Annotated in this window: 11 protein-coding genes; 5 read left to right on the plus strand and 6 right to left on the minus strand. The window is 73.8% G+C overall.

Translation table 11 applies throughout. The features are described from left to right. The first annotated feature begins 100 nt into the window (after positions 1 to 100). Complete coding sequence (locus tag AB0J46_RS34980) at positions 101 to 2611, plus strand: cation-transporting P-type ATPase (RefSeq protein ID WP_364338367.1); 2511 nt, start codon at positions 101 to 103, stop codon at positions 2609 to 2611. A gap of 45 nt (positions 2612 to 2656) precedes the next feature. On the opposite strand, the gene AB0J46_RS34985 is transcribed toward AB0J46_RS34980, so the two are convergent. The 3 genes from AB0J46_RS34985 to AB0J46_RS34995 are packed head-to-tail and all read right to left on the minus strand — an operon-like array spanning position 2657 to position 4516. Then, positions 2657 to 3175, minus strand: a complete 519-nt coding sequence (locus tag AB0J46_RS34985) for a flavodoxin domain-containing protein (RefSeq protein ID WP_364338368.1) — start codon at positions 3173 to 3175, stop codon at positions 2657 to 2659. A gap of 1 nt (position 3176) precedes the next feature. Then, a complete protein-coding gene (locus AB0J46_RS34990; RefSeq protein ID WP_364338369.1) occupies positions 3177 to 3677 on the minus strand; it encodes a CBS domain-containing protein in 501 nt (166 codons plus the stop codon). Beyond that, on the minus strand, positions 3674 to 4516 hold the full coding sequence (locus AB0J46_RS34995) for a universal stress protein (protein WP_364338370.1): 843 nt from the start codon (positions 4514 to 4516) through the stop codon (positions 3674 to 3676). Before AB0J46_RS34995 ends, AB0J46_RS34990 begins: the two co-directional genes overlap by 4 nt. A gap of 223 nt (positions 4517 to 4739) precedes the next feature. Between AB0J46_RS34995 and AB0J46_RS35000 the strand changes: the two genes are divergently transcribed. Continuing rightward, a complete protein-coding gene (locus AB0J46_RS35000) occupies positions 4740 to 5993 on the plus strand; it encodes a hypothetical protein (protein ID WP_364338371.1) in 1254 nt (417 codons plus the stop codon). A gap of 15 nt (positions 5994 to 6008) precedes the next feature. On the opposite strand, the gene AB0J46_RS35005 is transcribed toward AB0J46_RS35000, so the two are convergent. Further along, on the minus strand, positions 6009 to 7190 hold the full coding sequence (locus AB0J46_RS35005) for an acetate kinase (RefSeq protein ID WP_364338372.1): 1182 nt from the start codon (positions 7188 to 7190) through the stop codon (positions 6009 to 6011). A 201-nt stretch (positions 7191 to 7391) separates the two neighbouring features. Between AB0J46_RS35005 and AB0J46_RS35010 the strand changes: the two genes are divergently transcribed. After that, on the plus strand, positions 7392 to 7997 hold the full coding sequence (locus AB0J46_RS35010; protein WP_364338373.1) for a CBS domain-containing protein: 606 nt from the start codon (positions 7392 to 7394) through the stop codon (positions 7995 to 7997). A 57-nt stretch (positions 7998 to 8054) separates the two neighbouring features. Here the strand turns inward: AB0J46_RS35010 and AB0J46_RS35015 are convergent, their stop codons facing one another. Continuing rightward, a complete protein-coding gene (locus tag AB0J46_RS35015; RefSeq protein ID WP_364338374.1) occupies positions 8055 to 9221 on the minus strand; it encodes a PQQ-binding-like beta-propeller repeat protein in 1167 nt (388 codons plus the stop codon). Positions 9222 to 9358: 137 nt separating this feature from the next. On the opposite strand from AB0J46_RS35015, the gene AB0J46_RS35020 reads away from it, so the two are divergent. Next, positions 9359 to 10180: a MerR family transcriptional regulator gene (locus AB0J46_RS35020; protein WP_364338375.1), complete on the plus strand. Its 822-nt coding sequence runs from the start codon at positions 9359 to 9361 to the stop codon at positions 10178 to 10180. 49 nt (positions 10181 to 10229) lie between these two features. Here the strand turns inward: AB0J46_RS35020 and AB0J46_RS35025 are convergent, their stop codons facing one another. Next, positions 10230 to 10325 (minus strand): hypothetical protein, encoded by a 96-nt coding sequence (locus AB0J46_RS35025; RefSeq protein WP_364338376.1) that lies wholly within the window; start codon positions 10323 to 10325, stop codon positions 10230 to 10232. 429 nt (positions 10326 to 10754) lie between these two features. On the opposite strand from AB0J46_RS35025, the gene AB0J46_RS35030 reads away from it, so the two are divergent. Continuing rightward, positions 10755 to 12215, plus strand: a complete 1461-nt coding sequence (locus AB0J46_RS35030; RefSeq protein WP_364338377.1) for an endo-1,4-beta-xylanase — start codon at positions 10755 to 10757, stop codon at positions 12213 to 12215. The last annotated feature ends 61 nt before the right edge of the window (positions 12216 to 12276 follow it).

Genomic DNA, 12276 nt, shown 5'->3' on the forward strand with positions numbered 1-12276 from the left:
GCACGTTTACCGCCCTGAGCAGGGCGAAGACTAGATCCTGAAGACATCTCGCAGCGACTCCGCCGGCCCGAGGGCCACGGCGGGCAGGAAGGACACCCACGTGACGCCCTCGTCCTCTGGCCTGTCGTCGGCGGAGGCAGCCGTCCGCCTGGAACGCGACGGCCCCAACCTGCTCCCGCGCAAACCGCCCACCCCGCTGTGGCGGCGCGTCGTCACCCAGCTCCGCGATCCGCTGATCATCGTGCTGCTGATCGCGGCGGCGCTGACCGTCGGCACCGGCGACTGGACGGACGCCGCGGTGATCGCGCTGGTCATCGTGGTCAACACGGCCGTCGGCGTGACGCAGGAGGTGCGCGCCGACCGCGCCATCACGGCCCTGGCCGAGCTGGCCACCCCGGAGGCCCGCGTGGTGCGCGACGGCCACCAGCGGCAGGTCCCCGCCGGTGACGTCGTGGTCGGAGACCTGCTGGTGCTCGCCGAGGGCGACATCGTCCCGGCCGACGCCGAGGTGGTGGAGTCGGCGGCGCTGCTGGTCGACGAGTCGGCGCTGACGGGCGAGTCCGTCCCGGTGGACAAGGACGCGGGCGCGGCGGTCTCCTCGGGCACCGTCGTGGCCCGCGGCAGGGGCCGGGCGGTGGTCACCGCGATCGGCGCGGCCAGCGCGAGCGGGCGCATCGCCTCGCTCATGGTCAAGGGCGCCGGGCTCACGCCGCTGCAGCGCCGTCTGGTCGGGGTCGGACGGCTGCTGGCCGCTGTCGCGGTGCTGCTGTCGGCGCTGGTGCTGGTCCTGGGCCTGGTCCGCGGCCAGCCGGTCGAGCTGATGGTGGTGACCGCGATCAGCCTGGTGGTCGCCGCCGTGCCCGAGTCGCTGCCCGCGGTCGTGACCCTGAGCCTGGCCCTGGGAGCCCGCCGGATGGCGGCCCGTGACGCGCTCGTCCGCAACCTGCCCGCCGTGGAGACGCTGGGCTCGGTGACGGTGCTCGCCACCGACAAGACGGGCACCCTCACCGAGGGCCGGATGGTCGCCCGGCACCTGTGGACCCCTGCGGCCGAGGCCACGGTCACCGGCTCGGGGTACGGGCCCGACGGCGAGATCACCGGCGGGGACCCGGAGGAGTTCCGCGCGCTGCTGACCGCCGCGGCGCTGTGCAATGACGCCCGCCTGCGCCCGCCCCAGGAGAGCGGGGAGGAATGGACGGCGCTGGGCGACCCGACCGAGGCCGCGCTGCTGGCCGCCGCCGCCCGGCTCGGCCTCGACCGCGCGGGCCTGCAGGAACGGTTCCCCAGAGTCGCCGAGCTGCCCTTCGACAGCGACCGCAAGCGAATGAGCACGGTGCACCTGCTGCCGGGCGGCGGCGTCCGCCTGATCTGCAAGGGCGCCCCGGAGGCGCTGCTGCGCCCGGACGTGCTGACCGACGCCCCGGAGCTGCCGGCCCGCGCCGCCGAACGCGCCGACCGGTTCGCCCGGGACGGCTACCGCGTGCTGGCGGTCGCCGCCGCCGACCTCGACGCCGTCCCGCATCCCGTGCGGGAGGAGGGACTGAGACTGCTCGGGCTGGTCGCGATCCTCGACCCGCCGCGTGCGGCGGCGGCCGCGGCCGTGGCCGACTGCGCGCGGGCCGGCATCAGGACGGTCCTCATCACCGGCGACCATCCGGGCACCGCCCGCGCGGTCGCCGCCGACCTGGGCATCATCGGCGCCGCCGACCGGGTCGTCGACTGCCGGGAGCCCGGCGCGCTCGCCGCGGGCCCGGCCGGCGTCTACGCGCGGGCCACCCCCGAGCAGAAACTCGACATCATCGAGGGCCTGCGCGGCCGGGGCGAGGTCCTGGCGATGACAGGCGACGGCGTCAACGACGGCCCGGCGCTGCGCCGCGCCGACATCGGGGTGGCCATGGGCAGGCGCGGCACCGAGGTCGCCCGGCAGGCCGCCGACCTCGTGCTCGCCGACGACAACCTGGACACCGTCGTGGCGGCCGTCGAGGAGGGCCGCCGGGTCTACGCCAACATCCGCCGGTTCCTGGTCTACGGCCTGTCGGGCGGCGCGGCCGAGATCGCGGTGATGGTGCTGGGCCCGTTCCTCGGGTTGCCGCTGCCGCTGCTGCCCGCGCAGATCCTGTGGATCAACCTGCTCACCCACGGCCTGCCCGGCGTGGCGCTGGGCGGGGAGCCGACGGTGCCGGGAACCATGTCGCAGCCGCCGCGTCCGCCGGGTCAGAGCATCATGGGGGCGGGCCTGTGGCAGCGGGTCGTCCGCATCGCCGTGGTGCTCACGGCCGTCACCCTGGGCGTCGCCGTCTGGGGGTCGATGACCGGGCGGCCGTGGCAGAGCATGGCCTTCTTCGCCCTCGGCGCGACCCAGCTCGGCGTGGCGCTGGGCACCCGGACCCGCCCCGGCACACTGGCCAACCCGATGTTGCTGCTCGCCGTGGGCGGCGCGTTCGTCCTGCAGCTGGCCGGGATCTACCTGCCGCCGCTGCGCGAGCTGCTCGGCACCCGGCCGCTGTCGCCGGGAGACCTGCTGGTCGTCGTCGCGCTGTCCACGCTCGGCTACGCCGCCGCCCGCCTGGACCGGATCCTGCACCCGTCCCCGACGCCCGCGCAGGACTGAGAACGGCGCCCGGCGGAGAACCGCCGGGCGCCGTTCCAACAGTCGTCAGGACGCGGGGACCGGGAAGGACGCCGCCAGGCTCTCGCCCCACTGCCTGGCCCGCTCCAGCTCGCCCGGCACCAGCGGCCCCTGCGTGCCGGTCACGTAGAAGCTGCACGGCGGCACGGCGAGCCGGACGCCGAGGCGGCGCAGCCGCTTGGCGACCGCCCGGCCCGCCGACCCCGGCAGGCGGGGCTTGGCCACGCGGGTGTCGAAGGCCGCCGAGCAGAGCCCGGCCGACGACGTGCTGAGCGTGGCCAGCCACTCGCGCACGCCCCTGTCCCGCGACACCAGCGGCCCGGCGGCCTGCTGGGCGGCCGACTCGCGGGTGGAGGCGCGGCTCATGGAGAAGGCGTGCGTCGGGCCGCCCACCACCAGGAGGGTGACCTCGTCCCCCACGTGCGCGGGGGCCGAGCCGACCTCCGCCACCTCGGCCCGCATCCGGGTGGCCAGCCCCTCGGCCACGGCCTGGGCGATCCGCTCGGTGTTGCCGTACATGGACTCGTAGACGACCAGTGCCTTCATCTCACGCCTCCCGCCGTTCCGGCAGGATGGGTTCGAGGTGGAACATCCCGGTCACCACCTCGCTCGGCTCGGGCCGCGGCTCGATCCGTCCGGCGACCGCCGACAGGACGTCCCGGGCGGTGATCAGGCCCACCAGGCCGTCGTCGGACAGCACGGGCACGGCGTCCACGTCGGCGTCCAGCATGGCGGCGGCGACCCTGCTCAGCGGGGTGTCCGGCCCCACCCGGGGTGTGCGCGCGCCGCCGAGCAGGTCGCGCACCTCGCGGCCGGCCTGCTCCTGCGGCCCGCCGGACCAGGACGCGGCCAGGTACTCTCTGGTCAGGATGCCCAGCAGGCGCCCTCCGTCGAGGACCGGCAGGTGGTGCACGCCGGCCCGGCGCATCAGCTCCCACGCCATCAGCGGCGACTCCTCGGCCTTGACGGCCACCAGGACCCGGCTCATGACCTGTCCAGCCGTCGGCGACCCGTTCATGACCTGTCCAGCCGTCGGTGACCCGTTCATGACCGCTCCTCCGCGTCCGGCCGGACCACGGCGACCGGGCAGGTCACGTGGTGCAGCACGCCGTGGCTGACCGAGCCGAGCACGGCGGAGGCGAAGCCGCCCCGCCCGCGCGAGCCCACGACGACCAGGTCGGCCGATCCGGCCGCCTGCATCAGGGCGGTGACCGGGTGGGCGCACGGCTGCTCGTCGGTGATGACCAGGTCCGGGTTGGCCTCCCGCCACGGCACGACCCGCTCGCGCGCCGCGCCGGTCTCCTCGCGCATCAGGTCCTGGATCAGGGTGTTGTACGTGACCGCGTACGGGGAGAAGACGGGCATCTGCCAGGCCGAGACCACGTGCAGCCCGGCGCCGCGGGCCCTGGCCTGCTCGACGGCGTACTCCATGGCCGCCTGCGCGTCAGGCGACCCGTCGTAGCCGACCACCACCCTGCCGTGCTCGGCGGGGGCGGCGGGGGCGCGGACGACCACGACCGGCCCGGACGCGTGCCCGGCCACCGCCAGGCTCACCGAGCCGACCGTCATCCCGGCGAACCCGCCGAGCCCCCGGCTGCCCAGCACCACTCCGCCGGCCGTCGCCGACTCGCGGATCAGCTCCCCGGCCACGTTCCCGGACAGCAGCTCCGTCGTCACCTTGACGCCGCCGGCCAGCGCGCGGGCCCGGTCGGCGGCCTCCTCCAGCAGGCGGGCGCACTGCTCGGCGTTCGCTTCGTGCAGCCACTGCGGGCCGACGTGCACGAGACGCAGGTCCAGGCCCCGCCGCCGCGCGTCGGCGGCCGCCCATTCCACCGCTCCGGTCGCCGGGACGGACCCGTCCACACCGACGACGATGTGAGTGCTCATCGCGCATCTCCTTCACCGGTCGAAGCTCTCACCCTCAGGCTCCTGCGGGCGGCGGCGCGGCGCCGGAGGAGGAAGTCCCGCCCGGCAGGGCCGTTGGTCCTCATCCGCGTGGCGGGGAGGAGTTCTGGCACGATCCGGTCACGCCGCCGCCTCGCCGTCCTACGCTCTGTAGTGTCGGGAAGCGACCCTCGCGCAGTAGCCCGCTCAACGTGAGGACGTCCTCATGACCGAAGAAGCGGTTCCCCCCGTCGCAGCACCCGCCGCGCCCGCCCGCACCGGCGGCCTGCTGGAAAAGCCCCTGCTGGTGGACATGTTCGCCCTGGCCAAGAAGCTGGACGGCACCTGGCCGCTCTTCGCGCGGAGCCTGGACCCCGCCGACGACCCGGCGCTCCTGCGCGGCCGCTACCGGGCGGTGGCCGCGTCCACCGCCCGCTGGTCGGTGCGGCGCAAGCACGTCGAGGACAACCTGAGCGCCTACGTCCTGCTGCCCATGCTCGGCGTGGCCGTCGTCGTCCTGGTGTGGGTGTTCTCCGTCACCTCCGTGCAGAAGATCTTCCTGGCCGTCGTGGGCCTCACGGTCTTCATCTGGATCTCCGTCTGGATCGAGAACCGGCGGCATCGCCCGTTCTTCCGCTACCTCCTCGACCCGCTGGTCAGCGTCCTGGGGGTCGGCTGCTTCCCGGCCGTCCTGTACCTCCGTCACGCCACCGGCCCCGCGTGGGCCGTCGACCTGGCGGGCCGGGGATGGCTGCCGATCCCCCAGAGCATCGGCACCGCCTGCTGCGCCCTGGTCCTCGGGATTATCCCGGTCAAGGTGGTGATGTGGCAGTGGGACCGCGAGTCCCGCGCCTCGCCCACCGAGCCGCTCTTCGAGCAGCTGGCGGCCATCCTGGCCCGCGCCGAGCCCGACCGCCGCGGGCAGCTCGCGCCGGGGGCGCGCAGGGAGATCCTCACCCTGCTGGGCCGGGTCGCCTTCCTGCTGCGCGTCGGCATCCCGACCGTCGCCCGGGGTGGGACGCCGCTGACCAGGGCCGTCGTCCGCGCCCGCGCGGTCGAGGCGGCCAAGGCCGTCATCGACCTGCAGTTGTGGGTGGCGCTGCCGTCCACGACCGCCTACGACGACCTCCGCACCCGCGTCGCCGAGCTGACCCGCACCGTCATCACGGGCGAGTACGACCGGCTCCCCACCCGCGACACCACCCCCGAGGAGACCCGCCGGACGTGGCACGCCCGCGTCCTGGAGACCGTCCGGACCCTGGTCATCGCCCTGCTGCCGGTGGCCGGCCTGGTGACCGCCGGCCGGCTGGGCCTCAGGCTCCCGGCCCCCTTCGACGACGGCGCCATGATCGCCGTCGTGGCCTGGGCCGTCGTGCTCCTCCTGGGGTTCCTCGACCCGAACTTCGCCTCCCACCTGGCCGCCGCCCGTGACCTGACCACGCTCCCGACGTTCAACCGGAGCACGGACAAGGGCGCGTAGCGCGGCCCGGTCCCGTCAGGAGGACGTCAGCCGCGCGAACGTCTGGTGGGCGATCTCCCACTCCTCGTCGGTGGGGATGACCAAGACGGGCACCTCGGCGCCGGGGACGGACACCGCGCGCTCGCCGGCCGTCCCCGCGGCGTTGAGCACGGGGTCCACCGCGATGCCGATCCGCTCCAGCCCCGCCAGGCAGGCGGCGCGGGTGGCGGCGTCGTGCTCGCCGACGCCGCCGGTGAGCACGATCGCGTCCACCCGGCAGCCGAGCAGCGCGTGGTAGGCGCCGACGTACTTGCGGATGCGCCGGGTGTAGATCTCCAGGGCCAGCCTGGCCTCGTCGTCGTCGCGGGCGCGTACCTGGCGCATGTCGCCGGACCCGGTGAGCGCGAGCAGGCCGCCGCGGTGGCTGAGCTCGTGCTCCACCTGCTGGGCGTCCAGGCCGCCGGTGCGGGCCAGGTACGCGGCCAGCGCCGGGTCGACGTCGCCCGAGCGGGTGCCCATGACCAGCCCTTCCAGCGGTGTCATGCCCATGGAGGTGTCGACGCTGCGGCCGCCGGAGATCGCGGTGGCGCTGGCGCCGTTGCCGAGGTGGAGCACGATCAGGTTGAGCCCGGCCAGGTCGCGGCCCAGGACGGCGGCGGCGCGGCGGGAGACGTACGCGCACGAGGTGCCGTGGAAGCCGAAGCGCCGCACGCCCTGCGCCCGCCACTCGCGCGGCACCGCGTACGTGTACGCCTCGGGCGGCAGCGTGCGGTGGAACGCGGTGTCGAACACGGCCACCTGCGGCACGTCCGGGAACACCTTGAGCGCCAGCCGGATGCCGGTCAGGTTGACCGGGTTGTGCAGGGGCGCGAGCGGGGCCAGCTCCTCGATCGCGGCGATGACGTCGTCGTCGATCAGCACCGCGTCGGTGAACCGGGTGCCGCCGTGCACCACCCGGTGCCCGACCGCGACCGGCGCCGGCTCGGGCCCGGCGGCGGCGAACGCCGCCAGCATCGCCTCCAGCCCGTCCCCGTGGCTGGGGAAGGGACGTTCCCGGACGTACGGCGGCCCGTCCCCGCCGTGGTGCGTGATCCGCCCGCGGTCCTCCCCGATGCGCTCGACCAGCCCTCGGGCGGCGCGCTCGCGGGTGTGCGGATCGACGAGCTCGTACTTGATGGAGGAGGATCCCGTGTTCAGCACGAGAATGGGGTCGGCCATGCCCATGACCCTAAGTCCGTTCCGGGGGTCGGGTGGCGGCTCGGATCATGTTCGGGACTTCCGGCCCTACCGGCTCTGCCTCGCCCGCGTTGTGATGGGAGAGCCACGAGGCCGCCACCCCGGGCGGAGCGGGCCGTGGGGCGACCGTCGTGGCAAGCTGACCTGGAAGACCGACGACTCCGAGTGGGAGGCCAGACAGCGATGCTCGTCCGCGAGGTCATGAGCAGCCCGGCCGTCACCGTCCGCGACACCGATCCGGTGCGGCGGGCCGTGCGGGTCCTGCACGGCCACGACATCACCGCCGCGCCCGTCGTCGGCGACGACGGGCGGCTCGTCGGCGTGGTCAGCGAACTGGACCTGCTGCGGGGGGAGTTCGAGCCGGATCCCCGTGCGACCGTCCGCCCGGCCGCGCCGGTCGACGAGCCGCCGCCCCGCCAGGTCATGGACGTCATGAGCCGCGACGTCGTCACGGTCACCGAGACCACCGACGTCACCGTCGCCATCGATCTCATGGTCCGCGAGCGGGTCAAGAGCCTGCCCGTCGTGACCGGCGGCCGGATCGCCGGGATGGTCAGCCGCCGCGATCTGATGGCCATGCTCGCCCGCCCCGACGAAGACCTGCGGCAGGCGGTCGAGGCCGCGCTGCGCGAGCAGTACCCGGCGGGCCCGAGCTGGGACGTCGCCGTCCGTGACGGCGTGGCCGAGCTGCGCGGGCCGTCCCGGCAGCAGGCCGACCACATCGCCGGCGTGCTGGCCCGCACGGTGCCCGGCGTCGTCCGGGTCAGACACGTCCGGCCGTCACCGTGAAACCGGCCGTCGCTGTGAAGGCCGGCCGTCCATGACGTGGTCGCTTTCTCGGCCGGGTCAGCCGACCAGCACGTCGTCGCCGGCGCCGACGCCGATCGCGGCCAGGCCGTCGCGCATCGACCGCGGGGTGACGTCGTCGTCGAAGCGACGCCGGTCGACGACGCGGCCCGTGCGGGCGTCGAGCTTGACCAGCGTCGTCGTGTCCTCGGCGACGTAGGTGTGCACGCCGTCCGTCAGCACGGTGCCGTTGCGCGCCGCGTCCAGGTCACGGCGCCAGGCGACCGCGCCGTCGGCGATCCGGTAGGCGGTCACCGCGGTCTTCGAGCGCACGGTCAGCAGTTCGTCCGACACCCCCATCGCGCTCCCGTACGGGTTGTCCCGCAGCCCCGCCGACGGGACGCGCCACAGGACCTTCCCGTCCCGTACCCCGCGGACGACCAGGACGCCGCCGCCGTCCACGGACGCCAGACGCCCGGCGCCGAGCGCACGCGCGTGCCACAACTCGCCGCCGTCGAACCCCCACAGCCGCCTGCCGTCCGCGGCGGCCAGCGCGACGTTCGACTCCGCGCCCGCGCAGTTCCGGAAGACCAGGACGAGCTCGCCCTCGCCGCGGGCCCCGAGATCTGCGTCCCCCGTGGGGCAGGAGGCGGACGATCCGGAGGGGAAGGACCAGCGGATCGCTCCCGTGCGGCCGTCCAGCACGTCGAGCCGGCCTTCGTGCAGGATCACCACGAGGGGCACGGAGCCGTCCCTGGCCACCGAGATCTCCCAGGCCGCCCCCCATTCCTCGTCGTAGGCCCGGTTGGCCTCGTGGTACGGCCCCTGCGGCAGGTCGGCCCGCCAGACGACGCGACCGTCCGGCACGTCGACGAGGCTGACCCGGCCGTCCCGCCGGACGGCCGCGATCCGGCGGTCGTCCACCCGTACGGGGCCCACCAAGTCGTCGGCCCAGGCGTTCTCGTACCGCCAGACCGGGGATCCGTCCGTGACCCGCTCCGCCGCCAGCCCCTCGGCGTGCGGGCCCCACACCGGGCGCACCGCCACGTCACCGAAGACGTCGGCGGCGAAGGGCATGCTGCCGACGACGTCGATCGGCGGCGTCCCCCATCCCGCCGGACGCCAGGGGTAGGAGGACTTCCCCGCCGTCGTCATGGTCTCGCCCGGCAGCCCGGCGAGGCCGAGCAGCAGGACGCTGAAGACGGCACACGACACGATGTGGATCATCCGCACATTCCCAGCATGCCTCGGGATGGGGGTCGCCGTCGTACGGCGGGCGGCTTCGGCGGGGGCGCGGCGGGTCGCCCGGGGCTGGGATCCGGGTCGTTTGTGTCCGCCCCAGGGGCAGGGTCCATACTCGGGCGGTGTCCGATTTGATGACCACTGGACAGTTCGCCGCGCGGTCCGACCTGACGCTCAAAGCGCTGCGCCTCTACGACGCCAAGGGGCTGCTGCCGCCCGCCGAGGTCGATCCCCGCACCGGTTTCCGCCGTTACGGCCGGGCGCAGCTCGCCGTGGCACGCCGCATCACGCTGCTGCGCGCCATCGACATGCCCCTCGCCGAGGTCGGCAGGGTGCTGCGACTGGACGGACCCGCGGCGGTCGAGGCCATCGCGAAGCACTGGAGTCACCGCGAGGAGCAGTGGCGGGCACGCCAGTCGCTGCTGGCCTACATCCGCCAGGTCTTCCTGGACGAGGCGACCCCCGCGTACGAGGTGCGCCTGCGGGACGTGCCCGAGCAGCGTGTGATCTTCATCCACGGCCATGCGCGCGCCTCCGGCCTGGCGGACTTCATCACGGACGCCTCGGCGGCGCTCTTCGCCCACCTGGGGGCGGCCGGCGGCTGCCTGTCCGGGCCGCCGTTCGCCGTCTTCCACGGCACGGTGGGCGAGGACTCGAACGGCCCGGTGGAGGTGTGCCTGCCGACCGGGAGCCCGATCGAGCCCGCCGGCCGGATCGGCGTCCGGCTGGAGCCGTCACACCGGGCCGCGTACGTCGAGGTCAGCAAGGAGCGGTCGCACTACCCGGCGATCCTGCCGGCGTACGACACGCTCAAGGCCTGGCTGGACGACCACGGGCTGGTCCCGGCGCTGTCCATGCGCGAGATCTACCACCCGAACCGGGAGACGGCGGCCCCGGCGGAACACGTCACCGACGTCGCGGCCCCGTTCGCGCCGCCCTCCTGAGCGACGGTCCTCGGCGCGGCTCGGGCCGGACCGTGTCGAACAGCGAGGGTCATCGTGTCCAGGTCCACCTCTGGTTGGTTCCGCCGTGGCAGGTGCAGAGCTGGAGCCGGGTGCCGTGGGCGGCGCCCTGGCCGACGGCGTCCATGCACAGCCCGGACTGCGTCCCCGGTGCCGTCGGAGTTTCGCTTCATGGTTCCGCCTGTTCGTGTGTTAACGCTCACAAGTCGGGGTGCCGCGGGACGGAGCAAATACGAGCCGCACGACCCCGTCAAGAGCCCCCGAAGCCCGAAGCGGCCGGAAACGCACCCTCACCTCGGACCGGCCGCCGCCCGTCCCGTGAAACTTTCACGACCCGTCGGCCGAAAACTTTCAACAGCTAGCAGCCCTGGATGACACGCCCACACAAGCAAGACAGCTCCGAAAGTTTTACCCGAATCTTGACAACTTTCGGCGAGATCCACACACTGAGTGCCCGAGCCCGGCTCCCCCACCCGCTACCGAACGCCCTGGGCGCACCCCTCCGAAGTGCGTCCGCACGACCTTCCCCCCATGATTCGCGTACGGAGGCTCAAGCATGCGTGTCAACGCCATGTCCCCACCGACCGCCGGACGGCCGCCCGGCGCGCGCCGCCGGGCGCTGATCACCGGCGCCATCGGCGCGCTCGGCCTGCTCACGGCACTGGCGACGGCGATTCCGGCCGATGCCGCGGCCAGCACGCTCGGCGCGGCCGCCGCGCAGAGCGGCCGCTACTTCGGCACCGCCATCGCCGCGGGCAAACTCGGCGATTCCGCCTACACGACGATCGCCAACCGCGAGTTCACCATGGTGACGGCCGAGAACGAGATGAAGATCGACGCCACCGAGCCCAACCGGGGGCAGTTCACCTTCACCAACGGCGACCGGGTCTACAACTGGGCCGTGCAGAACGGCAAGCGGGTACGCGGCCACACCCTGGCCTGGCACTCCCAGCAGCCCGGCTGGATGCAGTCGTTGTCGGGCAGCTCGCTGCGCCAGGCGATGATCGACCACATCAACGGCGTCATGGCCCACTACAAGGGCAAGATCTACGCCTGGGACGTGGTCAACGAGGCCTACGCCGACAGCGGCGGCGGCCGGCGCGACTCCAACCTCCAGCGCACCGGCAACGACTGGATCGAGGTGGCCTTCCGCACCGCGCGCGCCGCCGACCCGGCCGCCAAGCTGTGCTACAACGACTACAACATCGACAACTGGACCTGGGCCAAGACGCAGGGCGTCTACAACATGGTCAAGGACTTCAAGGCCCGGGGCGTGCCGATCGACTGCGTCGGCCTCCAGTCGCACTTCAACGGCAACAGCCCCTACAACAGCAACTACCGCACGACCATCCAGAGCTTCGCCGCGCTCGGCGTGGACGTGCAGATCACCGAGCTGGACATCCAGGGCGGCTCGGCCACCACGTACGCCAGTGTCGTCAACGACTGCCTGGCGGTGGCGCGGTGCACCGGCATCACCACCTGGGGCGTTCGCGACACCGACTCCTGGCTCGGCGCCGGCGCCACCGCGCTGCTCTTCGACGGCAACGGCAACAAGAAGGCCGCCTACACGGCCGTGCTCAACGCGCTGAACGGCGGCGGCACGTCGCCGCCGCCCGGCGGCGGCGACGCGGGACAGATCAGGAGCACGGCCGCCGGCCGCTGCGTCGACGTGCCCAGCTCCAGCACCACCGACGGCACCGCGGTGCAGCTGTGGGACTGCAACGGTCAGAGCAACCAGCAGTGGACGCGGACCTCGGCAGGGGAACTGAAGGTGTACGGCAACAAGTGCCTGGACGCCGGGGGCACGGGCAACGGCGCCAAGATCCAGATCTACTCCTGCTGGGGCGGCGACAACCAGAAGTGGCGCGTCAACACCGACGGCACGATCGTGGGCGTGCAGTCCGGACTGTGCCTGGACGCCGTGGGCGGCGGCACCGGCAACGGCACGGGGTTGCAGCTGTACACCTGCTGGGGCGGCAGCAACCAGAAGTGGACCTACAACGCGGGCGCCGCGTGAGCGTCACCGGCCCGGCGCGCCGGGGCCTGGCGCCCCGGCGCGGCCCCGCCCGCTGACCGCC

The sequence above is a fragment of the Nonomuraea sp. NPDC049758 genome (genome assembly GCF_040674635.1).
GTDB lineage: Bacteria > Actinomycetota > Actinomycetes > Streptosporangiales > Streptosporangiaceae > Nonomuraea.